Annotated in this window: 29 protein-coding genes; 17 read left to right on the forward strand and 12 right to left on the reverse strand. The window is 70.2% G+C overall.

The window, feature by feature from the left end:
• Positions 1-2 precede the first annotated feature (2 nt).
• Complete coding sequence (locus BM272_RS09225; protein ID WP_240308083.1) at positions 3-701, reverse strand: HAD-IA family hydrolase; 699 nt, start codon at positions 699-701, stop codon at positions 3-5.
• Positions 702-835: 134 nt separating this feature from the next.
• On the opposite strand from BM272_RS09225, the gene nudE reads away from it, so the two are divergent.
• Positions 836-1,387, forward strand: a complete 552-nt coding sequence (nudE, locus tag BM272_RS09230) for an ADP compounds hydrolase NudE (RefSeq protein WP_093428500.1) — start codon at positions 836-838, stop codon at positions 1,385-1,387.
• A gap of 60 nt (positions 1,388-1,447) precedes the next feature.
• Here the strand turns inward: nudE and BM272_RS09235 are convergent, their stop codons facing one another.
• Together BM272_RS09235 and fnr are read right to left on the reverse strand one after the other, a co-directional pair.
• Positions 1,448-1,588 (reverse strand): DUF3149 domain-containing protein, encoded by a 141-nt coding sequence (locus BM272_RS09235; protein ID WP_093428501.1) that lies wholly within the window; start codon positions 1,586-1,588, stop codon positions 1,448-1,450.
• 99 nt (positions 1,589-1,687) lie between these two features.
• On the reverse strand, positions 1,688-2,452 hold the full coding sequence (gene fnr / locus BM272_RS09240; protein WP_093428502.1) for a fumarate/nitrate reduction transcriptional regulator Fnr: 765 nt from the start codon (positions 2,450-2,452) through the stop codon (positions 1,688-1,690).
• A gap of 145 nt (positions 2,453-2,597) precedes the next feature.
• On the opposite strand from fnr, the gene hisB reads away from it, so the two are divergent.
• From hisB to BM272_RS09290, 10 genes are read left to right on the forward strand one after another with little or no spacing between them, the layout of a single operon-like run.
• Positions 2,598-3,188, forward strand: a complete 591-nt coding sequence (hisB, locus tag BM272_RS09245) for an imidazoleglycerol-phosphate dehydratase HisB (protein ID WP_093428503.1) — start codon at positions 2,598-2,600, stop codon at positions 3,186-3,188.
• A gap of 3 nt (positions 3,189-3,191) precedes the next feature.
• On the forward strand, positions 3,192-3,842 hold the full coding sequence (hisH, locus tag BM272_RS09250) for an imidazole glycerol phosphate synthase subunit HisH (protein WP_093428504.1): 651 nt from the start codon (positions 3,192-3,194) through the stop codon (positions 3,840-3,842).
• Between the two features lie 23 nt (positions 3,843-3,865).
• Positions 3,866-4,615: a 1-(5-phosphoribosyl)-5-[(5-phosphoribosylamino)methylideneamino]imidazole-4-carboxamide isomerase gene (gene hisA / locus BM272_RS09255; RefSeq protein ID WP_093428505.1), complete on the forward strand. Its 750-nt coding sequence runs from the start codon at positions 3,866-3,868 to the stop codon at positions 4,613-4,615.
• Entirely contained in the window at positions 4,612-5,373 is a 762-nt protein-coding gene (gene hisF / locus BM272_RS09260; RefSeq protein WP_093428506.1) for an imidazole glycerol phosphate synthase subunit HisF, read from the forward strand. The genes hisA and hisF overlap by 4 nt, the downstream gene beginning before the upstream one ends.
• Before the next feature lie 19 nt (positions 5,374-5,392).
• The gene (gene hisI, locus BM272_RS09265) at positions 5,393-5,794 is read left to right on the forward strand and encodes a phosphoribosyl-AMP cyclohydrolase (protein ID WP_093428507.1); all 402 of its coding nucleotides are present in this window, start codon (positions 5,393-5,395) and stop codon (positions 5,792-5,794) included.
• The gene (locus BM272_RS09270) at positions 5,787-6,134 is read left to right on the forward strand and encodes a phosphoribosyl-ATP diphosphatase (protein ID WP_093428508.1); all 348 of its coding nucleotides are present in this window, start codon (positions 5,787-5,789) and stop codon (positions 6,132-6,134) included. Before hisI ends, BM272_RS09270 begins: the two co-directional genes overlap by 8 nt.
• 3 nt (positions 6,135-6,137) lie before the next feature.
• Entirely contained in the window at positions 6,138-6,410 is a 273-nt protein-coding gene (tatA, locus tag BM272_RS09275; protein ID WP_093428509.1) for a twin-arginine translocase TatA/TatE family subunit, read from the forward strand.
• Positions 6,411-6,419: 9 nt separating this feature from the next.
• A complete protein-coding gene (tatB, locus tag BM272_RS09280) occupies positions 6,420-6,851 on the forward strand; it encodes a Sec-independent protein translocase protein TatB (protein ID WP_093428510.1) in 432 nt (143 codons plus the stop codon).
• The gene (tatC, locus tag BM272_RS09285; RefSeq protein ID WP_093428511.1) at positions 6,848-7,759 is read left to right on the forward strand and encodes a twin-arginine translocase subunit TatC; all 912 of its coding nucleotides are present in this window, start codon (positions 6,848-6,850) and stop codon (positions 7,757-7,759) included. Before tatB ends, tatC begins: the two co-directional genes overlap by 4 nt.
• Before the next feature lie 13 nt (positions 7,760-7,772).
• Positions 7,773-8,828 (forward strand): hypothetical protein, encoded by a 1,056-nt coding sequence (locus BM272_RS09290; RefSeq protein WP_143613219.1) that lies wholly within the window; start codon positions 7,773-7,775, stop codon positions 8,826-8,828.
• Here BM272_RS09290 and BM272_RS09295 read toward each other — a convergent pair.
• Complete coding sequence (locus BM272_RS09295) at positions 8,765-9,385, reverse strand: MBL fold metallo-hydrolase (protein WP_093428513.1); 621 nt, start codon at positions 9,383-9,385, stop codon at positions 8,765-8,767. The two genes, BM272_RS09290 and BM272_RS09295, sit on opposite strands and share 64 nt — an antisense overlap.
• Positions 9,385-10,086: a class I SAM-dependent methyltransferase gene (locus tag BM272_RS09300; protein ID WP_093428514.1), complete on the reverse strand. Its 702-nt coding sequence runs from the start codon at positions 10,084-10,086 to the stop codon at positions 9,385-9,387. Before BM272_RS09300 ends, BM272_RS09295 begins: the two co-directional genes overlap by 1 nt.
• Before the next feature lie 247 nt (positions 10,087-10,333).
• Here BM272_RS09300 and BM272_RS09305 point away from each other — a divergent pair, with 247 nt between their 5' ends.
• The gene (locus BM272_RS09305) at positions 10,334-10,996 is read left to right on the forward strand and encodes a glutathione S-transferase family protein (RefSeq protein WP_093428515.1); all 663 of its coding nucleotides are present in this window, start codon (positions 10,334-10,336) and stop codon (positions 10,994-10,996) included.
• A gap of 19 nt (positions 10,997-11,015) precedes the next feature.
• On the opposite strand, the gene BM272_RS09310 is transcribed toward BM272_RS09305, so the two are convergent.
• The 6 genes from BM272_RS09310 to lptM form a co-directional block, all read right to left on the reverse strand.
• Positions 11,016-11,585, reverse strand: coding sequence for a TIGR04211 family SH3 domain-containing protein (locus BM272_RS09310; RefSeq protein ID WP_093428516.1), 570 nt, complete (start codon positions 11,583-11,585; stop codon positions 11,016-11,018).
• Between the two features lie 88 nt (positions 11,586-11,673).
• Complete coding sequence (locus BM272_RS09315) at positions 11,674-12,597, reverse strand: AEC family transporter (RefSeq protein WP_093428517.1); 924 nt, start codon at positions 12,595-12,597, stop codon at positions 11,674-11,676.
• Entirely contained in the window at positions 12,598-13,011 is a 414-nt protein-coding gene (locus BM272_RS09320) for a secondary thiamine-phosphate synthase enzyme YjbQ (protein WP_093428518.1), read from the reverse strand.
• A gap of 185 nt (positions 13,012-13,196) precedes the next feature.
• Positions 13,197-13,994, reverse strand: coding sequence for an exodeoxyribonuclease III (xth, locus tag BM272_RS09325; RefSeq protein WP_093428624.1), 798 nt, complete (start codon positions 13,992-13,994; stop codon positions 13,197-13,199).
• Positions 13,995-14,033: 39 nt separating this feature from the next.
• Positions 14,034-15,278 carry a diaminopimelate decarboxylase gene (gene lysA / locus BM272_RS09330; RefSeq protein WP_093428519.1) on the reverse strand — a complete coding sequence of 415 codons (1,245 nt, stop codon included), beginning with the start codon at positions 15,276-15,278 and terminating at the stop codon, positions 14,034-14,036.
• Positions 15,279-15,283: 5 nt separating this feature from the next.
• Entirely contained in the window at positions 15,284-15,421 is a 138-nt protein-coding gene (gene lptM / locus BM272_RS09335; protein WP_093428520.1) for an LPS translocon maturation chaperone LptM, read from the reverse strand.
• Between the two features lie 71 nt (positions 15,422-15,492).
• Here lptM and BM272_RS09340 point away from each other — a divergent pair, with 71 nt between their 5' ends.
• The 5 genes from BM272_RS09340 to soxA all read left to right on the forward strand — a co-directional run bounded on the left by BM272_RS09340 (position 15,493) and on the right by soxA (position 20,624).
• Positions 15,493-17,415, forward strand: a complete 1,923-nt coding sequence (locus BM272_RS09340) for a sensor histidine kinase (protein ID WP_143613221.1) — start codon at positions 15,493-15,495, stop codon at positions 17,413-17,415.
• Positions 17,408-18,763 (forward strand): sigma-54-dependent transcriptional regulator, encoded by a 1,356-nt coding sequence (locus BM272_RS09345; RefSeq protein WP_093428522.1) that lies wholly within the window; start codon positions 17,408-17,410, stop codon positions 18,761-18,763. The genes BM272_RS09340 and BM272_RS09345 overlap by 8 nt, the downstream gene beginning before the upstream one ends.
• Positions 18,764-18,914: 151 nt before the next feature.
• On the forward strand, positions 18,915-19,379 hold the full coding sequence (soxY, locus tag BM272_RS09350) for a thiosulfate oxidation carrier protein SoxY (protein ID WP_093428523.1): 465 nt from the start codon (positions 18,915-18,917) through the stop codon (positions 19,377-19,379).
• Between the two features lie 42 nt (positions 19,380-19,421).
• Positions 19,422-19,745 (forward strand): thiosulfate oxidation carrier complex protein SoxZ, encoded by a 324-nt coding sequence (gene soxZ / locus BM272_RS09355; RefSeq protein WP_317622790.1) that lies wholly within the window; start codon positions 19,422-19,424, stop codon positions 19,743-19,745.
• 30 nt (positions 19,746-19,775) lie between these two features.
• Positions 19,776-20,624, forward strand: coding sequence for a sulfur oxidation c-type cytochrome SoxA (soxA, locus tag BM272_RS09360; protein ID WP_093428524.1), 849 nt, complete (start codon positions 19,776-19,778; stop codon positions 20,622-20,624).
• Positions 20,625-20,730: 106 nt separating this feature from the next.
• Here soxA and BM272_RS09365 read toward each other — a convergent pair whose 3' ends face one another.
• Positions 20,731-22,515: a GGDEF domain-containing protein gene (locus BM272_RS09365; protein WP_093428525.1), complete on the reverse strand. Its 1,785-nt coding sequence runs from the start codon at positions 22,513-22,515 to the stop codon at positions 20,731-20,733.
• Positions 22,516-22,618: the final 103 nt, after the last annotated feature.

Below are 22,618 nucleotides of genomic sequence, written 5' to 3' on the forward strand. Positions count from 1 at the left end.
CCTCATGCACTACCTCGCTGTGCCTCTTCCAGGGGGTGCAGCCCGTCGACGATGGTTGCCAGATCCGGGGCACCGGGACCGACCGCCGGACGCTCCTCCGCGGTAGTATCGGGCCGCCGGATCTGGTGGCAGTGCCGGATCCCCCAGGCACGCGCGGCGGCGAGGACGTCGGGGTTGTCGTCCACCAGCAGGGTCGTGGCGGGATCCAGGGGCTCGCGCTGGGCGAGGGCCGCCCAGAAGGCCGCCTCCTCCTTGGCTGCGCCGAACTCGTGGCTGGTATGCACCGCCTCCACCCGGCTCAGCAGGCCGGTCACCTCCTCCTTGAGCGCCAGCCCGGCGCCGTGGGAGTTGGTCACCACCACCCGCCGCAGGCCCAGCTCGCCGAGCCGCGCCAGGGCCGCCTCGACCCCCGGCAGCCAGGCGATGCGCTCGGCGGCACCGGCCTTCAGGGCGAGGACGTCCAGCCCCAGTTCCCGGGCCCAGTAGTCCAGGCAGTACCAGTCCAGGGTCCCCTCCACGGCGCGAAAGCGCGGAGCCAGCTCCGCCCGGGCCGCCGCGGCGTCCAGGCCGCGCTGGGCACCCCAGGTGGCGGGCAGGACCTCGCCCCAGAAGTAGTTGTCGAAGTGGAGGTCCAGCAGGGTCCCGTCCATGTCCAGCAGGACGGTCTCCACCGGCTCGCCATCCAGGCTGGCCCGATTCATGCCCTTCCCCGGGTTGATGTGATTCGGAGATTCGGTGTGAGCCGGGGATCATGCCGTCTGCCGCCCGGGCACGCCAGCCCCTCGCCGGGACCGGGCCGCCGCAGGTACCATGACGCCACCACACGGAGTCCGCCATGCCCCGCAAACCGACCATCCGCCAGACCGAGACCGTCGCCCGCAGTCGACTCTTCCGGATCGAGGCGCTGGAGCTGGAATTCACCAACGGCACCGTCACCCACTACGAGCGGTTGGCCGGGTCGGGCCGCGGTGCGGTGCTCATCGTGCCGGTGACCGAGGCCGGGGAGGTCCTGCTGGTCCGGGAGTACGCCGCCGGGGTCCACCGTTACGAGCTGGGCCTGCCCAAGGGGCGCATCGAGGGGGAAGAGCCGCTGCTGGAGGCGGCCAATCGGGAGATCATGGAGGAGGTCGGCTTCGCGGCCAACCGGCTGGAGGAGCTGACCAGCCTGACCCTGGCGCCGGGCTATCTGGGGCATACCACGCACGTGGTGATCGCGCGGGACCTCTATCCCCGCCGCGAACCCGGCGACGAGCCGGAGGAGCTGGAGGTGGTTCCGTGGCCGCTGGCGGATATCGGTGAGCTGGCCGCGCGCCCGGACGTCACCGAGGCGCGCACCATCGCCGCCCTCTACCTCACCCGGGACCGGCTCGCCACGGAAGAGGGCTGAGGCCGGTGCCCTGCCGGCCGGGGAAGGGCCCCGACCGGCGTTCTCGTACCCGGCCCGGGCTCAGTGGTGGTGTTCCTCGGCGCGGTGGACGTTCTTCACCGCCCACACCCCGAGGAAGATGATCATCCCGATGGCGAAGACCACCGTGAAGACCGAGAGCAGGCCGATCCAGCTACCGAAGAGCAGTTCCAGCGCGGGCATGGGTCATCTCCTTAATACTTGCAGCCCCGCCGACCCCGTGCCGACGGGCGATCCGGCCCCACTATTCCGCGAGGGGCCTCCCACAAGCATTGATCAGGATCAGTTTCCCGCAAGGGTCGTGGGGTGACCGCCAGCCTCCAGGGCCTCGTTCCCGGCCGCCCGGGCCAGGGCCGCGGCATCGTGGATGACCACGTGCTTGCGCTCGGCGGTGAGGATGCCCTCCTCCTGGAAGCGGGTGAAGGTCCGGCTCACCGTCTCCACCGCCAGCCCCAGGTAGTTGCCGATATCCCCCCGGGACATGGAAAGATGGAATTCGGTAGCGGAGAAGCCGCGCCGGCGGAGGCGCTCGGCCAGGTCCATGAGATAGGCCGCCAGGCGCTCGTCGGCCCCGCGGCGGCCCAGCAGGAGCAGGTGGCTCTCCTCCTGGAGGAGTTCCCGGCTCATGAGCCGGAAGATCTGCTGGCGCAGGGCGGGGATGCGCCCGCCCAGGGACTCCAGTAGTTCGTAGGGGATCTCGCAGACGCTGGCGGTCTCCAGGGCGCGGGCGCCGCAGGGGTGGTCGCCGTTACTGATGGCGTCCAGCCCCAGCAGCTCGCCGGGCAGGTGGAAGCCGGTGATCTGCTCCCGCCCGTCCACCGAGGGCGCGTAGGTCTTCACGGAGCCCGAGCGGACGACGTAGAGGGACTCGAACTGGTCCCCCACGCGGAAGAGGTGCTCACCGCGCCGCAGGGGGCGGCGCTGATGGATGATGCGGTCGAGCTCGGAGAGTTCCTCCGCCTCCACCCCTACCGGCAGGCAGACCTGATAGAGACTGCAGTCCCTGCAGGCCACCCGCGGCTGACTGCCCCTGTTTCCCTGGGTCATCGAACGCTCTCCTCTATTCCCCCAATTGGCATAATGCCATGGTCCACGCCATGCGCCCAAGCAGGCGAAAGGGAGAGGCCCGACTGCCAAGGGCCCCGGCCTCATGTGTATAATACGGGGCGAAATCCACGAGGTAGCCCGAGCCATGAGCCGACAGGCAGAAGTCCGGCGCCAGACGCTGGAAACCGACATCCGCGTGGCCCTGGACCTGGACGGGTCCGGCCGCGCCACTCTGGACACCGGGGTCCCCTTCCTGGACCACATGCTCGAGCAGGTGGCCCGCCACGGCCAGGTGGACCTGGAGGTGGGTGCGGTGGGCGACCTCGATATCGATGCCCACCACACCGTGGAGGATGTCGGCATCACCCTGGGTCAGGCCCTGGCCCGGGCCCTGGGCGACAAGGCCGGGATCCAGCGCTACGGCCACGTCTACGTCCCGCTGGACGAGGCGCTCTCCCGCGTGGTGCTGGACTTCTCCGGCCGCCCCGGGCTGGTCTGGAACGTCGCCTTCCCGCGCCAGTGGGTGGGCGAGTTCGATACCGACCTCTTCCACGAGTTCTTCCAGGGGCTGGTGAACCACGCCTGGATGACCCTGCACGTGGACAACCTGCGCGGCGACAACTCGCACCACGTGGCCGAGACCGCCTTCAAGGCCTTCGGCCGGGCCCTGCGCGCCGCCGCGGAGCCCGACCCGCGCCTGGGCGGGGCGGCCGCCTCCACCAAGGGCAGCCTCTAGGCCATGGGGGGCAAGGTCACCGTCGTCGACTACGGCAGCGGCAACCTCCACTCCGTGGCCAAGGCCCTGGAGCGGGTGGGCGCCAGCCACGTGGAGGTCAGCGCCGATCCGGCCGCCATCCGCTCGGCGGAGCGCATCGTCTTCCCCGGCGTGGGGGCGCTGGGCGACTGCATGGCGGAGCTGCGCCGCCGCGAGCTGGACACCGCCATCACCGATGCCGTGGCCGCCGGGATCCCGCTGCTGGGGGTCTGCGTCGGCATGCAGGCGCTGTTCGAGCACGGCGAGGAGAGCGGCGGCACCGCCGGGCTGGGGCTGCTGCCCGGGCAGGTGCGCGCCTTCCCCGAGAACCTCCAGGACCTGACCACCGGCCAGCGGCTGAAGGTCCCGCACATGGGGTGGAACGAGGTCCACCAGGTCATCGAGCACCCGCTCTTCGCCGGCATCCCCCAGGATGCCCGCTTCTACTTCGTGCACAGCTACTACGCGGAGCCGGCCGGTCCGGACCCCATCGCCGCCTTCACCCTCTACCCCTATCCGGTAACGGCGGCGGTGGCGGCAGAGAATGTCTTCGGGGTGCAGTTCCACCCGGAGAAGAGCCAGGAGCACGGCCTGACGCTGTTCGCCAACTTCCTCACCTGGGATGGCCGCCCCTAGCGGCCGCCGGTAACGAGAACGCCATGGACATCATACCCGCCATCGACATCCAGGACGGCCGCTGCGTGCGCCTGCGCCAGGGCGACCTGGCCGACGCCACGGTCTACGGCGACGACCCGGCGGTCATGGCCGACCGCTGGGTGGACGAGGGCGCCCGCCGCCTCCACCTGGTGGACCTGGACGGCGCCGTCGCCGGCACGCCGCGCAATGCCGACATCATCCGCCGCATCCGCGCCAACCACCCGGAGCTGCCCACCCAGGTGGGCGGCGGGATCCGCGATGCCGAGACCGCCGCCGGCTATCTCGAGGCCGGCGTGGGCCGGGTAATCATCGGGACCCGCGCCGTGGCCGATCCCGACTTCGTCGGCGACCTCTGCCGCGACTTCCCCGGCCGGGTCATCGTCGGCCTGGATGCCCGGGACGGCCTGGTGGCCACCGACGGCTGGGAGCAGACCTCGCAGTGGTCGGTCATCGACCTGGCGCGGCGCTTCGAGGGCGACGGCGTGGCCGCCATCATCTACACCGACATCGGCCGGGACGGCATGCTCGCCGGCCTCGCCCTGGAAGAGACCGCCGCCCTGGCCCGGGCCACCGAGATCCCCATCATCGCCTCCGGCGGCGTCTCCTCCCTGGAGGACATCCGCGCCCTGTGCGGCGTGGCGGAGGACGGCATCGTCGGCGCCATCACCGGCCGCGCCATCTACGAGGGCACCCTGGACCTGGCCGCCGGCCAGCAGCTGGCCGACGAGCTGTGCCCGGAGGGCGCGGCATGAGCCTGGCCAAGCGCATCATCCCCTGCCTGGACGTGGAGGGCGGCCGGGTGGTCAAGGGGGTCCAGTTCGTCGACATCCGCGACGCCGGCGACCCGGTGGAGGCGGCCCAGCGCTACGACCAGCAGGGCGCCGACGAGCTCACCTTCCTGGACATCACCGCCAGCCACGAGGGTCGCGGCACCATCCTGGAGGTGGTCGAGGCGGTGGCCGGGCGGGTCTTCATCCCGCTCACCGTGGGCGGCGGCGTGCGCGCGGTGGAGGATGTGCGCGCCCTGCTCGCCGCCGGCGCCGACAAGGTCGCCATCAACACCGCCGCGGTGAACGACCCCGCCCTGGTCCGCGCCGCCGCCGACCGCTTCGGCCGCCAGTGCATCGTGGTGGCCATCGACGCCCGCCAGGTGGAGCCGGGCCGCTGGGAGATCTTCACCCACGGCGGCCGCACCCCCACCGGCCTGGACGCGGTGGAATGGGCGGCGCGCATGGAGGAGGAGGGGGCCGGCGAGCTGCTGGTGACCAGCATGGACCGCGACGGCACCCGGGACGGCTTCGACATCGACCTCACCCGCGCCATCGCCGACCGCGTGGGCGTGCCGGTCATCGCCTCCGGCGGCGTGGGCAACCTCGACCACCTGGCCGAGGGGCTGCGCGACGGCCACGCCGACGCCGTCCTGGCGGCGAGCATCTTCCACTTCGGCGAATACACCATCGGCGAGGCCAAGGCCCACCTCCACCGGGCCGGCCTGCCGGTCCGCCTCTGACCCCGAACCGGAGTTGACCATGAGCGAAGCCTGGCTGGACGCCATCGCCTTCGACGACCAGGGCCTGGTCCCGGTCATCGCCCAGGACCGCGACAGCGGCCGGGTGCTGATGTTCGCCTGGGCCGACCGCGAGGCCCTGAGGCGCACCGCCGCCGAGGGCCGCGCTGTCTACTACTCCCGCTCCCGGGGCAAGCTCTGGCCCAAGGGGGAGGAGTCCGGCAACGTCCAGGAGGTCCACGACATCCGCCTGGACTGCGACGGCGACGTGGTCCTGCTCTCCATTACGCAGCACGGCGGCGCCGCCTGCCACACCGGCCGGGAGAGCTGCTTCTTCCACCGCCTGGAGGGCGAGGAGTGGGTGGTCACCGACCCGGTGCTCACGGACCCGGAACAACTCTACGGGAGCCACCACCATGAATGACGACACCCTCGCCGAACTCGCCCGGGTCCTGGAGGCGCGCAAGGGCGCCGACCCGGATAGCTCCTACGTCGCCGGCCTCTACCACAAGGGGGTGGACGGCATCGCCAAGAAGGTGGGCGAGGAGGCCACCGAGACGGTGATGGCGGCCAAGGACGGCGACCCGGATGCGCTGGTGCACGAGGTCGCGGATCTGTGGTTTCATAGCCTGGTGCTGCTGGCCCAGCAGGGGCTCGGCCCCGAGGCGGTGCTCGCGGAGCTCCGCGGCCGCTTCGGCCTCTCCGGTCTGGAGGAGAAGGCGCGCCGGGGCGAGGGCCACCAATCCGACTCTTCAGGGGAATGACCTATGGGTATCAGTGTCTGGCAACTGCTCATCATCCTGGCCATCGTGCTGGTCCTCTTCGGCGCCAAGCGGCTGCGCAACGTCGGCGGTGACCTGGGCGCGGCGGTGAAGGGCTTCCGCTCCGCCGTCAGCGAGGAGGGGGGCGACAAGGACAAGGAGAAGAACGAGTCCGACGACCCCGAGAAGCTCCAGGCCGAGCAGGACGAGGAGGGCCACGTGATCAACGGCGAGGCGCGCGAGGAGTCCGAGAAGGCCGACGCCGAAAAGCGTAAGTAGCCTCGCCCCATGTTCGATCTCGGCTTCTGGGAGCTGCTGCTCATCGGGACCATCGCCCTGCTGGTGATCGGCCCCGAGCGCCTGCCCGAGGTGGCCCGCACCGTGGGCGGCTGGGTGGGCAAGCTGCGCCGCTACGTCAGCTCCGTGCGCTCGGATATCGATCGCGAGCTGCGCACCGAGGAGCTGCGCAAGATGATGGAATCCCAGCAGTCCGAGCTGAACAACCTCCGTCAACGCCTGGAGAAGACCCCCGAGGAGCTGGACCAGGATGCCGGCGGGGACGGCTCGCAGTACGCGGTGCGCGCCCGCGACGACGGGGGCTCCGCGGCAGCCGGCGAGGAGTCCTCGTCGGGCGAGGCCGCCGGCACGGAAGAGGCCCCGCGGGCCGACCGGACGGAACCCGCTGACCGGCCCGCCACCGGGGAGCGCAAGGGCGAATGAGCGAGCAGGAGCCGCAGGAACAGGGAACCGAGCCGGGGCCCGACGCCCGGGTGGAGGAGGAGCAGCCCTTCCTCACCCACCTGATGGAGCTGCGCGACCGCCTCATGAAGGTGGTCCTGGCCGTCATCGTCCTCTTCCTGGGGCTCTTCTACTTCGCCAACGACATCTACTCCTTCGTGGCGGCGCCGCTCATGGCGCACCTGCCCGAGGGCGCCGGGATGATCGCCACCGAGGTGGCCTCGCCCTTCCTGACCCCCTTCAAGCTGACCCTGGTGCTGGCCATCTTCCTGGCGGTGCCGGTGATCCTCCATCAGCTCTGGGCCTTCGTCGCCCCGGGGCTGTATCAGCACGAGAAGCGCCTGGCCCTGCCCCTGCTGGCCTCGAGCATCGCCCTCTTCTACGCCGGCATGGCCTTCGCTTACTACGTGGTCATGCCACTGGTCTTCGGCTTCTTCACCGCCACCGCCCCCGAGGGGGTCTCGGTGATGACCGATATCGCCCGGTATCTCGACTTCGTCCTCAAGATGTTCTTCGCCTTCGGACTGGCCTTCGAGGTGCCGGTGGCGACCATCCTGCTGGTCTGGGCAGGGATCACCAGCCCGAAGGCGCTGGCCTCCAAGCGGCCCTACGTCATCGTCGGCGCCTTCATCCTGGGCATGCTGCTCACGCCACCGGATGCCATCTCCCAGACCCTGCTGGCGGTACCGGTATGGCTGCTCTTCGAGCTGGGCCTGGTCCTCTCCCGTTTCTTCGTCCGCCAGCGGGAAGAGACCGACACCGACGCGGCCGAGGATGAGTGGCATCCCCTCTCCGAGGAGGAGATGGATGCCGAGCTGGACCGCGCCGAGGCCGACGAGGAGCCGTCCGGTGACCGGCCCGACGACGAACCGCCGCGCCGCGACGACTGACCGGCCACCGGCCTTGGCCACCCGTGTCCGTGCCCTCACCCCGTGCGGAGTCCTGGCCCTGGCACTGTTGCCGGGGCCGCTCCCCGCCCAGGATGTACCTCCCGCCTCCGAACCCGCCCGTATCGGGCTCCTGGCCGGCCTCCACAGCGGCACCTCCCGGGGCGTCACCGGCACCGCCGAGTGGCTGGACAGCTTCTTCATCGACGACCGTATCGAGGTGGAGGACAACCGCAGCCACCTCCTCCTGCGCAACGACAATCTCTGGCGCGAGGGCGAGACGGGGGCGCACACCCTGGACATCCGCGCCCGCCTGCGCCTGCCGGCTCTGGAAGAGCGGCTGGAGCTGGCCATCACCGGGGCCGACGAGGACGAGACCGGCCTACCCGCCGACGGGACCGCCACCACCGAGAGCGAGGAGGACGAGGCCGGGATCACCGATCTGACCCTGCGCTTCGTCCAGGACGTCTCCAAGCGGATGAATCTGCGCTACGAGAGTGGCGCCCGCTTCCAGGGGGTGGGTGTGCAGGCGTTCGTGGGCGTTCGCTACCGCCAGAACATCCCCATGCCGGGTGCATGGGCCGGCCGGTTCATCGAACGGTGGCGCTGGTACACGGACTCCGGCTGGGAATCCAGGGGGAGACTGCAGGTCGACCGACAGCTCGCGCCCGGCTACCTGGGCCGCTTCCAGGTCACCGCGGACGCCGACCAGCCCCGGGAGGGGTGGTTCTACAGCGCCGGCCCCCGCCTGTTTCAGGAGCTGTCCAGTAACCGGGTGATCCGCTACGAGATCCAGGGCTACTGGGCGATGGCCGAGGAGGCCAGCCACCGCCGGACGGTGGCCCGGCTCCACTACCGCCAGCGGTTATGGCAGAACTGGGTCTTCGCCGAGCTGACCCCGGCGGTATCGTGGCCACAGGAGGAGGGCTTCGAGCCCACGCCGCAGCTATTGCTGCGCCTGGACGCCTACTTCAGCGAGCGCCACGCCGAACCGCAGGCGCGGCTGCGTCAGTCGCCCTCCAGGACCCCGGAGATGGCGGCGTTCACCGCCTCCCCGGCCCCCGGCCCGTAGCGGGTCGTGGCCGGGTCGAAGGTATCCGTGAAGGCGTAGTCGAAGGTAACGTCCTGCAGCCCCAGGGCGCCGAAGAGGCGGGACTCGCTGCTGTCGTCGTCGTCGTGGAGGACCAGGGTGGGCCAGCCGTCCTCCCCGGGCTCCAGGATGGGGCCGAAGAAGATCGCCCCGGGCTTGTTCTTCAGCCGCAGGGCGCAGCTTCCGGCGGTCCGACCCGACATGGGCAGGAAGTCGATGGTCCGGGTGAGCTTGACCTTGCTGTTCAGCGGGGTGTCGATGCTGCCGTCGATGGCGGCGACCTCCGGCTCCCAGGCCAGGGTCTCCAGCCCCTCGCCCCGCCAGGCCTCCACATCCCGCACGCCGAAGCGGCTGGGCAGGAAGAGGTAGGTGGGCTCGGCGGCATCGCGCAGCGTCGCCGCCAGGGCGGTGGACCAGGTCGGGGCGTTGACCAGGATCCCGCCGGCGTCCTTGTCCGCGATGTAGTAGACCGCCGGGGCCGACTCCGTGGTCACCCGGTAGATGGTTCGGTCGCGCAGTTCCGCCAGGGTCTCGAGCATCAGGCGGCCCTCCGCGAGGCGATGACCCGGGCGAATCGCCCGCCCTTGAGGGGCTGGCTCTCCACCACGTCGAAGCCGCAGCGGCCCAGCATGTAGGCCAGGTCCTCGCGGGAGAAGCGGTTGTGCTCGGCGAAGTGCTCGAAGAGGTCCTCCAGGGTCTCCAGGGAGGTCTCGGCGCCGAAGACGGTGGCCTCGTCGGACTGGGTGGCGACGTAGTCGGCCAGGGGGGCGCGCACCCAGTCCAGGACGAAGAGGCGGCCCCCGGGCTTGAGGATGCGCGCCGCCTCCTGCAGTGCCCGCACCGGCTGGGTCATCTCGTGGAGGACCACGGAGGCCAGCACCGCATCGGCGCTACCCGTCTCCAGCGGCAGGGCGGGATTGTGCAGGTCCTGGCAGACCACCTCCGCCCCCTGGGGGAGCGGCTCCATGGCATCGAGCATCCAGGGGGCGCACTCCACCCCTACGGCGCGGGCGCCGGGGTAGCGCTCGACGATGCTCTTGAGGAAGAGGCCGGTGGCACTCCCCAGGTCCACGACCACCGGCTCCGCCGGGAGCACCTCCTCCATGTAGTCGGCCCAGTGTTCCCAGAAGTCGGCATCGAAGCGATCGGCGTGGGAGCGGGTCATGAGGTCGGCGAAGTGCTCGCCGTCCCGGTGGTGGCGCTGGAGCTGCTCTCGGGTCTGTTCCAGGTTCGCGGGCATGATGGACCTCTCGGGCGATGGGGCGGTTCGGGTGCCCCGGCGGGGCCTCCTCGGGTCGTTCCCTGACGGCGGAATTCCCTACTTTTCGAGTCGGGTGATTCTACTAGAATCTGGACTGAGTACAAATCCCGCGAACGGTCCGTCCCGGCCAATGGCCGGGCCACCGGCCGGCACGAATGGCCCGGGCTGGGCCGCGTCCCGCCCGGCGGGTTACAGTTCCCCCACACCCTGATTGGAGAGAGGCCCCTTGGAACTCATCAGCTTCCGGCTCTGCCCCTTTGTCCAGCGCTCGGTGATCACCCTTCAGGAGAAGGGCGCCGAGTTCGACATCACCTACATCGATCTGGCCGATCCGCCCTCCTGGTTCCTGGCCATCTCGCCCTTCGGCAAGGTCCCGGTGCTGCGAGTGGGCGATTCGGTGGTCTTCGAATCGGCGGTCATCAATGAGTACGTGGACGAGGTCACCCCGCCCTCGCTGCACCCGTCGGATCCGCTGATCCGGGCGGTGAACCGCGCCTGGATCGAATTCGGCTCCGATCTCATCTTCAAGCAGTACGGGCTCTACACCGCGGCGGACGAGGAGACCTTCGAGGCGAAGCGCCACGAGGTCCTCACCGGACTGCGCCAACTGGAGGATGTACTGGGAGAGGGGCCCTGGTTCAACGGCGCCGACTTCGCCCTGGTGGACACGGCCTACGCCCCGCTCTTCCAGCGCTTCGAGCTGCTGGAGCAGTGGCACGCCATGGACTTCTTCGAGGGGCTGCCGAAGGTCGCCGCCTGGCACCGCGCCCTGGTGGAGCGGCCCACCACGACCACCTCGGTGGCCGAGGACTTCGCCGACGACTTCCGTAACTACATCGCCAAGACGGAGGGTTACGCGGCCCGGCTCTACGCCGGCCGGACCGCCTAGGGAAACCGCCCCGCCGCGTCTACGGCATGAGGCCGTGGAGGCGGCGGACCACGTGGTGGCGGTACCAGGTCACACCCACGGAGAAGCCGAGGACCACCAGCCCCAGGGCGGCGGCCAGCCAGATCCACCAGGGGGTCTGGCTGCCCAGCTCGGCACGGGCATCCCGCAGCCGGCGGATCTCGCCTTCCAGCGCCTCGTGGCGCTGGTTCATCTTCTCCAGCTCCTGGGCCAGGGCCGCCTGCTGGTTACGGGCATCATCCAGCCGGCCGGTCAGATCCTCCACCTCGGCCGTGAGCTGATCGCGCTCCTCCTTGAGCCGCTCCACCCGGAGCTGCGCCGGGAGCTCGGTGGTGACATAGCTGGCGTTGACCCAGCCCTCTTCGCCCCCCTCGGTGCGGATGCGCAGATACTCCTCGCCGCGCTCCAGGACCTCCAGCTTCATGCCGCTGACGACAATGCTCTCGGCCGGGAGACTGCTGTCCGGCTCCTCGCGCACCCCCAGCCGCAGGGTGTCGCTGACATAGACGGTCTCCGCCGCGGCGACGCCACAGGCCAGCAGGCCGAGTACCGCAATGAGCAGTCGTTTCATCTCCCTCTCCTGACTTCATGCCCCCTCCGGGACATCCCGGGATGGTAGCACGGGGCCGCCGGAGTGTCCGACGCCGTGCCGGCCTGCCCTACAACCAGCCGCCCAGGGCGGTGAACCACAGGGGCAGGACCACGGCGGCCACCGCTGTGGACAGGGTCACGGCCTCGGCATAGAGGCGGGTATCCAGGCCGTAGCGCTCGGCGATGACCAGGCCGATGACCATGCTCGGCATCGCCGATTCAATCACCGTGGCCCGCCAGAGTTCGCCCTCCAGCCCCACCACGGCCGCGAACCAGGCCACCCCCAGCGGGATGAGCGCCAGGCGGATGGCCAGGACCGGCGTTACCTGCCCCAGCCGCTGCTGCCAACCGGCCACGCCCTGCAGGGCCAGACCGGTGCTGATGAGCATCAGGGGGACGACCCCGGCGGCCAGGGTCTCCAGCAGGCCGATGAGCCAGGCGAAGGTGGGCACGCCGCCGAGGTTCAGCGCCACGCCGGCCGCCGCCGCCCACAGGGCCGGGACCCGGGCCACCGCCGCCAGCGCCCCCTCACGGCGCTGGCCGTCACCGTGGGCGGCGGCGATGGCGACCCCCAGGGTGAGCAGCAGCGGCGTGGCGGCGAAGAGGTCGAACTGGATGGCCACCTCCCGCCCCCAGGCGCCGAAGCTCGCCTCCAGCAGCGGCAGGCCCAGGTAGGTGAAATTGCCGAAGCCGGCGGCGAGGATGAGCGCCCCCGCCGCGGCGGGCGGGATCCGGAGCAGGCGACAGGCGGCCCAGCCCAGGGCCAGCCCGGTCAGGACGCAGGCCGCCGCCACCACCGCCAGGCGGAGGGTATCCAGGCCGAGGTCCGACCCCCAGAGGACGGAGAGGACCAGGGCGGGCAGGAGGACGATGTAGACCAGACTGGTGAGGGCCGGGCGGAGGGCGTCGGCCTCCAGCCCCATGGGTCGCAGCCGTCGCCAGGCCACGCCGATGGCGATGAGGGCACCCGCCTGGGCGATGACGCCGTACACTCAGGCCCCCGTGTGGATGAGGATCTCGCGCCGCCCGGGACGGTGGCGGTGCTCCCAGAGGTAGAGCCCCTGCCAGGTCCCCAGCCCCGGCCGCCCGCCGACCACCGGGATACTGATGCTGGTGGCGGTGAGGGCGGCGCGGATGTGGGCCGGCATGTCGTCGGGGCCCTCGTCGGTGTGGGTGTAGAGGGAATCGCCCTCGGGCACTAGCCGGGCCAGCCACGCCTCCAGGTCGCGGCGCGCGGAGGGGTCGGCGTTCTCCTGGATGACCAGGCTCGCCGAGGTGTGGCGAACGAAGGCGGTGGTCAGCCCCTCGGCCACGCCGCTGTCAGCCACGGCGGCGACCAGCCGGTCGGTGAGGTCGTGGAGCCCGGGGCCGCCGGGCTGGAGGGTGATGCGCGCTACGCTGCCCATGGCTATTCCCTGTAAGACGTAAAACCGCGTTGCGACTGTCCGGGGATGCCTTTCGGGCCCGGGGGGCTCCCCTCAGGTACGCCGTACATACGTCCATGTAGGCTCCACGACGGCATCCCTGCCGTCGAGGACCTGAGGGGAGCCCCCCGGGCCCGAAAGGCATCAGGCCTGTTCAGCCCCTTCGGCTACGTTCCGCCTGCTGCTTCGGTCGATGCCGGCAAGTCGAAATCGGCCACCGCCGGGGCGTGGTCGGAGGGGCGCTCCCACCCCCGCGGCTCCGGGTCCACGGTGGAGCGGGTGCAGACCTTCGCCAGCGCCGGCGAGGCGAGGATGTGGTCGATGCGCAGCCCCATGCCGCGGCGGAAGAGGTTCATGCGGTAGTCCCACCAGCTGTAGACCCCCTCCGGCTGGTCGAAGAGGCGGAAGGTATCCGCCAGCCCCAGGTCCAGCAGCCGCTGGAAGGCGGCCCGCTCGGTCTCGCTGAAGAGCACCCGGCCCTCCCACGCCTCGGGGTCGTGGACGTCCGCCGCGGCCGGGGCGATGTTGAAGTCGCCCACCACCACCACCTGCTCGTGGCGGGCCAGCTCCTCGCCCAGGAAGTCGTTGAGCGCCTCCAGCCAGCGCAGCTTGTAGTCGAACTTCTCCGAGCCCACCTCGCTGCCGTTAGGGACGTAGAGATTGACCAGCCGCAGGTCGCCGTAGGTGGCCGCCAGCACGCGCCGCTGGGGATCCTCCAGGCCGGGGAGGTCGGTCACGATATCGTGCGCCTCGCCCCGGGCGAGGATGGCCACGCCGTTGTAGGTCTTCTGGCCGGCGTGGACCTCCTGCCAGCCGGCCTCCGCCAGTCTCTGCGAGGGGAAGCGTTCGTCGGCGAGCTTGGTCTCCTGCAGCGCCAGCAGGTCGGGGCACTGCTGCTCGGCCCACTCCAGCACCTGGGGCAGGCGGACGTTCAGGGAATTCACGTTCCAGCTGGCCACGCGCAGCATGGGACCTCCTCCGGGATCGGGATTACGGCATCGGGCTCAGGGGATCAGGTGCTCGCCGCGGTAGAGGTCGGCGATATGCTCACGCTGGCGGACCACGTGGACGGCCTCGCCGTCGACCATGAGCTCCGGCGGCCGCGGGCGGGTGTTGTAGTTGGAGGCCATGGCGAAGCCGTAGGCCCCGGCGGAGCGCACCGCCAGCAGGTCGCCCTCGGCCAGGGCCAGGGGACGGTCACGGCCGAGGAAGTCGCCGGTCTCGCAGACGGGGCCGACGATGTCCCAGGTCGCGATCTCCGCTCCGCCGCGGGGTCGCACCGGCTCAATGGCCTGCCAGGCGCCGTAGAGGGCGGGGCGCAGGAGGTCGTTCATGGCGGCGTCGACGATGGCGAAGTTGCGCCGCCCGGGCTTGAGGTACTCCACCCGGGTGAGCAGGACCCCGGCATTGCCGGCGATGGCCCGGCCCGGCTCCACCAGTAGCTCCAGGTCGCGGCCGGCTAGGACATCATCCAGGGCGGCGGCGTACTGCGCCGGCTCCGGCGGCGCCTCGTCGGCGTAGCGGATGCCGAGGCCACCGCCGATATCCAGGTGGTCCACCGTGATGCCGGCGCGCGCCAGCCGGTCCACCAGCGCCAGGACCCGCTCCAGGGCGGCGACGAAGGGGGCGGTATCGGTGAGCTGGGACCCGATGTGGCAGTCGACCCCGGTGACGGTGATCCCCTCCAGCTCGGCGGCCCGATGGTAGAGGGCCTCGGCCTCCTCCACCGGGATCCCGAACTTGTTCTCCGCCAGGCCGGTGGCGATGTAGGGGTGGGTCCCGGCATCGACGTCGGGATTGACCCGCAGGGAGACCGGCGCATCCACGCCCATCTCCCGGGCGTGGCCGGCGATCCGCTCCAGCTCCCCGGCCGACTCCACGTTGAAGCAGCGTATCCCCACCTCCAGGGCGCGCCGGATCTCGGCATCGCTCTTGCCAACACCGGAGAAGACCACCCGGTGGGGATCGCCACCGGCCTCCAGCACCCGCTCCAGCTCGCCGCCGGAGACGATGTCGAAGCCGGAGCCCAGCCGCGCCAGGAGATTCAGGACGCCGAGGTTGGCGTTGGCCTTCACGGCGTAGCAGACCAGGTGGGGCCGCCCGGCCAGCGCCTCGTCGAAGGCGCGCCAGTGGCGCTCCAGGGTGGCACGGGAGTAGACGTAGGCCGGGGTGCCGTGTTCGTTGGCGAGGGCGGTCAACGACACCTCTTCGGCGCAGAGTTCGCCGTCGCGATACTGGAAATGGTCCATGGGGATCAGTCCGATGATTCGGCGGGTGGGTTGTCTTCCGGCAGGTAGAGCTCGCCCTTCTGGCCGCAGCCGCCCAGCAGGGTCATCAGCGCCAGCACGACGACCATGGCGACAAACAGCAGGTACCCGGGGCACAGGCGCATGGGGCGGTCCTTGGCGTCGACAAAGGATGCAGTATAACGTGGTCCATCGGCCTGTCCCATGGTGGTCCCCGGTGCATCTGCGAACGCACATCTTCGTCTGGGTGGTGGTAGCCACCGTCATCCCCCTCACCGCGCTGGGTCTGGGGGCGACCTGGCTGGGCGAGCGCGCCCAGCGGGAGGAGACCGGCGCGGCCATCATCGACGCCCTGAACAACCTCACCGCCGAGATCGACCGCCAGCTGGAGGCGGAACGCGCCATGGTCGCCTCCCTGGCCGAGGCCCCCGGCATCCGCGATTTCCGCCCCGTGCTCGCCGCGGCCCGCGAGGGCCGGCGCCACCCGGAGCAGCCCCGGCGCGCGGCGGCGCTGGCGGACTTCCTCACCGTCTTCCAGCAGACCCTGCCGGGCTCCTACACCATCCGCCTGCTGGACCATCGCGGGAATACCGTCCTGAAAGTTCGCGACGGCGAGCGCCGCCCCGCCCCCTATGCCGGCCTGGGCCCGCTGCCCCTGGCCGAGCCGGAGGTCACCGACCCGACCTTCCGGGAGCGGCTGCGGGGGATCCAGGCCGGCGAGGTGCGCCACCTCCTGCTGCCCCAGTCCCGCCAGCGCCGGGACCGGCGGGTGGAGCCGGCCCTGCTGGACCAGGTCACCCCGCTGGGCGGCGACGGCGACTCGGCACCGGTGGGCTACCTGGCCGTGAGCCCCGATGGCAGCCGCGTCGAGCGGATCCTCGCCTACAAGACCTCGCTCCCCGCCGGAACCCTGGCGGTGGCCGAGGTCCAGCCCGGCGACCCGCGGCGCAACGGCATGATCCTCCACCACTCCGGCGACAACCAGCGCTTCGACCGCCTCCGCCGGACCCCTCGCCACCTGGAGGAGGCCGGCCTGGGGGCGCTGCGCACGGCGGTAATGCAGCGCCCCTACGGCCACCTGGCCGACCGCCCGCGGCTGCACTTCGTGGAGTACTACCCCTACCCCGGCCGACTGGTGAGCTGGGTGGTGGCCCTGGAGGTGGAGGAGGCGGTCTTCGCCGAGCCCTTCAAGCGCATCCGCGCGGCCATCGGGGTCTTTACCGGCATCGCCCTGGTGCTGGCGCTGCTGCTCATCCCGCTGGGCTCCCGGGTCATCGCCCGCCCGGTCTGCCACCTGGCCCGACGGCTGAAGGCCTACGCCGACGGCGACCACAGCGCCCGGGTCCAGCCTGCCGGCCCCACCGAGATCCGCGAGCTGGGCGAGGCCTTCAACTACATGGCGGATACCCTGGAGGCGGCCCGCGCCGAGCGCGACGAGGCGCAACAGCGCGCCCTGCAGAGCGCCCGCCTGGCCTCCATCGGCGAGATGGCCGCCGGCATCGGCCACGAGATCAACAACCCGTTGAACAACATCCTCTCCCTGACCAAGCTCATGAGCCGGGAGACCGACCGCCCCGAGCGGCTGGCCCGGGACCTGGAGGCGGTGCGCGAGGAGGCCCTGCGCGCCTCGGAGACGGTGCGCGGGATCCTCAACTTCGCCCGCCAGGTGCCGCCGGACTTCCATACCGTGGAGGTGGACGCCTGGCTGGCCGAGAGCACCCGCCTGGTGGCCGAGCGCGCCCGCACCGCCGGGGTCGGCATCGGCGTGGAGGTGCCGGCGGGGCTGCGGGTTCGCGGCGACCGCCACCTGCTGCAGCAGGCCCTGGCCAACCTGGTGGACAATGCGGTGGCCGCCAGCCCCGCCGGCGGCTCCGTGGAGGTCGCCGCCAGCGGCGAGGGGGAGGACGAGGTGGTGGTCACCGTCACCGACCAGGGGGCCGGTATCGACCCCGAGGGGCTGGACCGGGTCTTCGACCCCTTCTTCACCACCAAGGCGGTGGGCGAGGGCAGCGGTCTGGGGCTCTCGGTAACCCTGGGCATCGTGGAGCACCACGGCGGCCAGCTGGACATCCGCAACAACGCCGCCGGCGGCGTCACCGCCACCATCCGCCTGCCGCGCGCGGAGAGCGACCATGAGTGAGGCGACCCCGACCCTCTTCTACATCGACGACGACCCGCGGGCCGGGGAGATCATGGCCCGCTTCAGCGAGGATGCGCCCTACCACTGCCGGGTCTTCACCGAGCCGGAACAGGCCCTGGCCGCCGCGGAGACCGACCCGGTGGACCTGGTCATCACCGACCTGCGCATGCCGGGAATGGACGGCCTGGAGGTCCTGCAGCGGCTGCAGGCCCGGGACCCGGAACTGCCGGTAATCCTCCTCACCGGTTACTCCAGCGTCGATTCCGCGGTGGAGGCCCTGCGCCTGGGGGCCAGCGACTTCCTCAAGAAGCCCTTCGACATGGACGAGCTGCGCGCCCAGGTGGAGCGGACCCTGGAGCACCGCCGCCTGGAGCGGGAGAACCAGCAACTGCGCCAGGCCCTGGCCGAGCGCGAACAGCGCCACGGCATGGTGGGCCACTCCGAGGCGGTGGCGGCGGTCCACCGGATCATCGACAAGATCGCCGACATCCGCTGCAACGTCCTCATCGAGGGGGAGTCGGGCACCGGCAAGGAGCTGGCCGCCCGGGCGCTGCACGACCACTCCGACTACGTCGAGACCCCCTTCGTGGTCATCGACTGCGGGGCGCTTACCGACACCCTGCTGGAATCGGAGCTCTTCGGCCACGAGAAGGGCGCCTTTACCGGCGCGGTGAGTGCCAAGCAGGGGCTGCTGGAGACGGCCAGCGGCGGGACGGTCTTCCTGGACGAGATCGGCAACATCTCCGACGCCATGCAGATCAAGCTGCTGCGCGTGGTCCAGGAGCAGCAGCTCACCCCGGTGGGCGGCGTCACCCCGCGCCCCATCGACGTCCGCTTCATCGCCGCCAGCAACCAGCCCCTGGAACAGCGGGTGGCCGAGGGCACCTTCCGCGCCGACCTCTACCACCGGCTCAACGTGGTCAACCTGCGCATGCCGGCCCTGCGCGAGCGGCGCGAGGACATCCCCGCCCTGGTGGAGCACTTCGTGGCCGAGTTCGCTCACCGCTACGGCCGCGAGGTCACCGGCTTCGACCCCGCTTCCCTGGAGCGGCTCACCGCCGCCGACTGGCCCGGCAACATCCGGGAGCTGCGCAACACCGTGGAGCGCTGCGTGGCACTGGCCGACGGGCCGACCCTCCACTACGAGCCGGCCCCCGCCGCGCCGACGGGCGCCGGGGAGGCCATCGACGCCGACCGGCCCACCCTGGCGGAACTGGAGCGGCGCTACATCGAGAAGACCCTGGCCCGCTTCGACGGCAATCGCGAACGCACCGCCGCCGCCCTGGGGATCAACAAGACCACCCTCTGGCGGCGGCTGCAGCGCTACGAGGAGGGGGGAGAGGAATGAGCACGATGCAGATTGCACCGACGACCGTTGCAGAATGCACCGACCGGCCCGCGGGGCGTGTTATAAGTCACTGATTAGTGGAGCTCCGGGTTTGGCACGCAACTTGTAACTCGATGGGCGAACCTGACCACACCGCAACGGAGAAACGACCATGAACCGTCGCATTTTCCTCAAGGGCACCCTGGCCGGCTCGGCCATGGCCGCCGCCGTCGGCGCCGGCCTCGTCACCCCCGGCCGCGTCCTCGCCGCCTGGCCCAAGGAGGCCTTCGAGGCCGAGTCCGTCGATAACGCCCTCGACAACCTCTTCGGCGATACCTCCATGGAGGCCGCCGACAACATCAACATCAAGGCCCCCGACATCGCCGAGAACGGCGCCGTGGTCCCGATCACCGTCGATACCGACATGGACGGCGTCGAGTCCATCGCCATCATCTCGGAGAAGAACCCCACACCCCTGACCAGTAACTTCAAGCTGGCCGACAACACCCACGGGTTCGTCTCCACCCGCATCAAGATGGGCGAGACCTCCGACGTCATCGCCCTGGTTCGCGCCAACGGCACCAGCTACACCGCCCGCAAGGAGGTGAAGGTGACCATCGGCGGCTGCGGCGGCTAAACACACAGCCCGCGCAGACCCACCAGCAACCGAACGAGGTACATGACCATGGCCAGCAACACCATCCGTGCCCGCGCCTCCGTCCAGGGCGGCACCGCCAACGTCAAGACGCTGATCTCCCACCCCATGGAGACCGGCCAGCGCACCGACTCCTCCACCGGCGAGAAGATCCCCGCCCACTACATCGAGGAGGTGACCGTCACCCATAACGGCAACCAGGTCCTGGTCGCCCAGATGGGCTCCGCCGTCTCCAAGAACCCCTACCTCTCCTTCCGGTTCGATGGCGCCTCCTCCGGCGACACCATCTCCATCAGCTGGAACGACAACAAGGGCGAATCCGACTCCATGGAAACCTCCATCGGCTAGTCGTCGCCACGCAAGCGGGAGAACAAGATTATGCGTAAGATCATCGTTGCCGCCGCTGCCGCCGGCCTGCTCGCCGGCCCCTTCGCCGCGGCTACCGCCAGCCCCCAGGAAGACCTCAAGGACTTCCGGGCCTATTTCCAGCAGAAGTTCCCGGACACGCCCTTCGCGGACTTCAAGAACGGCGTCTACTCCGTGAACGAATCCCGGCGCATGGAGTGGCAGTCCATGGAGCAGTTCCCTCCCTACATGGCCGGTGTCGACAAGGGCGAAGAGCTCTACAACCAGCATGCCGACGTCTATCGCCAGTGTTTCGGTGAGGATGCCCCGGGCGTGAAGGCCGACTTCCCGCACTGGGACGAGGAGAACGAGCGCGTGCTCACGCTGGAACTCGCCATCAACGAATGCCGCGAGGACGCCGGCCTGGAGCCCTACGGCTGGAAGAAGGGCAAGCTCGCCGCGGTTTCCGCCTACATGGGCTACGAGTCCCGCGGTGACACCATCGACGTGGAGATCCCCAACGCCGCGGCCGAGGCGGCCTACGAGGACGGCAAGCAGTTCTTCTACGCCAAGCGCGGTCAGCTCAACCTCGCCTGCGCCAACTGCCACATGGACTCCGCCGGCCAGCAGATCCGGGCCGACATCCTCAGCCCCGCCCTGGGCCACCCCACCCACTTCCCGGTCTACCGCAAGAAGTGGGAGGCCCGCGGTGACGGCGACCTCGCCGGCTTCGGTACCATGCACCGCCGGTATGGCGGCTGTAACCGGAACATCCGGGCCAAGCCGTTCGCCGCCCAGAGCGAGGAGTATCGCAACCTCGAATACTTCCAGAACTACATGAGTAACGGCCTGGAAGTGAACGCGCCCGGCATTCGCCAGTAAGCGTATCCGGACCGGGCCCCTGGCCCGGCTCCTGGAGGGCCGCTCCCCGCGCTGCGGGGGCGGCCTTTTTTGATCCTTCCTGTACCGGGGATCGGCTACTCGGGGTTCAGGCGCTGTGAGCGGGCCGTTCGGACCGAGCCGACTCCGGGTCCGGACCTCCCCGCCGCCGATCGCGAAAGAGGCTGTTCCCGGGTTGTCGCTTGGCCTGGTGCTTGGCCTCTGAGGCCAGCGCGGCGACGTCGTGATGGGAGTCGCAACGCTCCGGGTCGGGATGGGCCACGCCGATAGAGAGGCTGAGCAGGGGAAAGAAGGTCTCGTTGCCGGCGCGGTCCTCGCACCGGATCCCGCCCTGCCTTCGATCCTCGTCGGAATAGAGCCGCCCCACCTCCCCCGCGAAGGCGTCGAGAAGCGCGCGACAGCGCTCCTCCCAGTCGGTGCCCCGCAGGATGATAATGAAGTCGTCGCCACCGATGTGACCCACGAAATCCAGCCGATCGTCCATGTGCTCCACCAGCAGGGCCGCCACCGTCTTGATGACCTCGTCCCCCTGGCTGTAGCCGTAGACGTCGTTGAAGGGCTTGAAGTGGTCGAGGTCGCAGTAGGCGATATGGAAATCGGCCCGTCGGCCCAGCAGGTCATCGATGAAGTCGTAGATGGGGACGTTGCCCGGAAGCTGGGTCAGGGGATTGGCATAGCGGGCGTTGCGGATCTGCAGGTCGGTGATCTTGCGCAGCAGATCCATGACGGCCCCCATGCCGAGATAGGCGCCGTTGCGCGCGATGATGAAGTCGTGCTCGCCCCCGCCGCCGTCGGTGATCTGCTGGGAGACCGCCTCCACCGGGGTATCGTGCTCCACCACCAGGGCCGGCTCTGCCAGGCTGCGAACCGGCTTCCGTCCATGGAGGTCGCGACCGTAGGGCGAGAGGAAGACATCCATGAAGCGGGACCGGCGGATGACCCCTGTCGGGGCCCCGACCTGGTCCACCACGGGGATGGTATCCAGCCCGCCGGCGTTGCGGAACATCTCGCCCACTGCCTCCACCCGGGTCTCCGACCCCACGGCAGGCGCCTCCCGCAGCAGGCTCGTCACCGCGTCGGACAGACGGAAGCGCGGTCCACTGGCCCCGTTGGTTCCGCCATGCAGCAGCTCCGGCGGGACATGGCGCGAGGGCGCCGAGGCCGGGGCACCGAAGAGATACCCCTGCCCCACGGCGATATCCAGGGAGCGGATGGCGCGCATCTCGCCCTCGGTCTCCACCCCCTCGGCGATACTCACGCAGCCCAGGCCGGTGGCGATCTCCTGAATGGAGCGGACGAACTCCCGCTTCACCAGGTCCTGTTCGATGCCGCGGATGAAGTGCTTGTCGATCTTCACGTAGTCCGGACGGAGTTCCGACCAGAGGCGCAGGCCGGCGTAGCCGGCACCGAGGTCATCGATGGCAATGGAGAACCCCATGGACCGGTAGTGGTTCGTGGCGCGGCGCAGCACGTCGTAATCGGGGTTGGGGAAGTGCTCGGTGAGCTCCACTACCACCCGCTCGGCCGGAACCCCGACACGGCGCATGAGTTCGCGCGTTATTCCCGGTCGGAAATCCTCCTGCAGGAGGGTATCCGGGGTCACGTTCACGAACAGCTTGCCGGGAAGGTCCTGGGCCGAGAAGGCCTCGATGGCGCGCCGCCGGCACAGGGTCTCCAGTTCCACCAGCCGGCCCTGCTCGGTCGCCGCATCGAACAGCACCAGCGGGTTGTGCAGGGGTGAATCGGCCGGCCCCCGGGAGAGCGCCTCGTAGCCGAGGATCCGCCCGGCGCGCAGGTCTACCAGGGGTTGCAGGACCGTCTCGACCTGCTCCCGGCGGAGTACGTCATCAATGGTCGGTAGATTGGAGAACATGCCTCATTCCCTGGGGATCGAATGCACTGCTCAGTGTTTCACCAGCACATGACGTCTTGGTTACATCGCGGATTACCGCGCTCAGCGTTTTGAGACAGGGCCC

It is taken from the genome of Thiohalospira halophila DSM 15071 (assembly GCF_900112605.1).
GTDB classification, from domain to species: Bacteria; Pseudomonadota; Gammaproteobacteria; order Thiohalospirales; family Thiohalospiraceae; genus Thiohalospira; species Thiohalospira halophila.

Excerpts from the sequence above, each read along its gene's own strand:
- BM272_RS09225 (WP_240308083.1), bottom strand. The coding sequence starts at position 701 with ATGAATCGGGCCAGCCTGGATGGCGAGCCGGTGGAGACCGTCCTGCTG.
- nudE (WP_093428500.1), top strand. The coding sequence starts at position 836 with ATGCCCCGCAAACCGACCATCCGCCAGACCGAGACCGTCGCCCGCAGT.
- BM272_RS09235 (WP_093428501.1), bottom strand. The coding sequence starts at position 1,588 with ATGCCCGCGCTGGAACTGCTCTTCGGTAGCTGGATCGGCCTGCTCTCG.
- fnr (WP_093428502.1), bottom strand. The coding sequence starts at position 2,452 with ATGACCCAGGGAAACAGGGGCAGTCAGCCGCGGGTGGCCTGCAGGGAC.
- hisB (WP_093428503.1), top strand. The coding sequence starts at position 2,598 with ATGAGCCGACAGGCAGAAGTCCGGCGCCAGACGCTGGAAACCGACATC.
- hisH (WP_093428504.1), top strand. The coding sequence starts at position 3,192 with ATGGGGGGCAAGGTCACCGTCGTCGACTACGGCAGCGGCAACCTCCAC.
- hisA (WP_093428505.1), top strand. The coding sequence starts at position 3,866 with ATGGACATCATACCCGCCATCGACATCCAGGACGGCCGCTGCGTGCGC.
- hisF (WP_093428506.1), top strand. The coding sequence starts at position 4,612 with ATGAGCCTGGCCAAGCGCATCATCCCCTGCCTGGACGTGGAGGGCGGC.
- hisI (WP_093428507.1), top strand. The coding sequence starts at position 5,393 with ATGAGCGAAGCCTGGCTGGACGCCATCGCCTTCGACGACCAGGGCCTG.
- BM272_RS09270 (WP_093428508.1), top strand. The coding sequence starts at position 5,787 with ATGAATGACGACACCCTCGCCGAACTCGCCCGGGTCCTGGAGGCGCGC.
- tatA (WP_093428509.1), top strand. The coding sequence starts at position 6,138 with ATGGGTATCAGTGTCTGGCAACTGCTCATCATCCTGGCCATCGTGCTG.
- tatB (WP_093428510.1), top strand. The coding sequence starts at position 6,420 with ATGTTCGATCTCGGCTTCTGGGAGCTGCTGCTCATCGGGACCATCGCC.
- tatC (WP_093428511.1), top strand. The coding sequence starts at position 6,848 with ATGAGCGAGCAGGAGCCGCAGGAACAGGGAACCGAGCCGGGGCCCGAC.
- BM272_RS09295 (WP_093428513.1), bottom strand. The coding sequence starts at position 9,385 with ATGCTCGAGACCCTGGCGGAACTGCGCGACCGAACCATCTACCGGGTG.
- BM272_RS09300 (WP_093428514.1), bottom strand. The coding sequence starts at position 10,086 with ATGCCCGCGAACCTGGAACAGACCCGAGAGCAGCTCCAGCGCCACCAC.
- BM272_RS09310 (WP_093428516.1), bottom strand. The coding sequence starts at position 11,585 with ATGAAACGACTGCTCATTGCGGTACTCGGCCTGCTGGCCTGTGGCGTC.
- BM272_RS09320 (WP_093428518.1), bottom strand. The coding sequence starts at position 13,011 with ATGGGCAGCGTAGCGCGCATCACCCTCCAGCCCGGCGGCCCCGGGCTC.
- lysA (WP_093428519.1), bottom strand. The coding sequence starts at position 15,278 with ATGGACCATTTCCAGTATCGCGACGGCGAACTCTGCGCCGAAGAGGTG.
- lptM (WP_093428520.1), bottom strand. The coding sequence starts at position 15,421 with ATGCGCCTGTGCCCCGGGTACCTGCTGTTTGTCGCCATGGTCGTCGTG.
- BM272_RS09345 (WP_093428522.1), top strand. The coding sequence starts at position 17,408 with ATGAGTGAGGCGACCCCGACCCTCTTCTACATCGACGACGACCCGCGG.
- soxY (WP_093428523.1), top strand. The coding sequence starts at position 18,915 with ATGAACCGTCGCATTTTCCTCAAGGGCACCCTGGCCGGCTCGGCCATG.
- soxZ (WP_317622790.1), top strand. The coding sequence starts at position 19,422 with ATGACCATGGCCAGCAACACCATCCGTGCCCGCGCCTCCGTCCAGGGC.
- soxA (WP_093428524.1), top strand. The coding sequence starts at position 19,776 with ATGCGTAAGATCATCGTTGCCGCCGCTGCCGCCGGCCTGCTCGCCGGC.
- BM272_RS09365 (WP_093428525.1), bottom strand. The coding sequence starts at position 22,515 with ATGTTCTCCAATCTACCGACCATTGATGACGTACTCCGCCGGGAGCAG.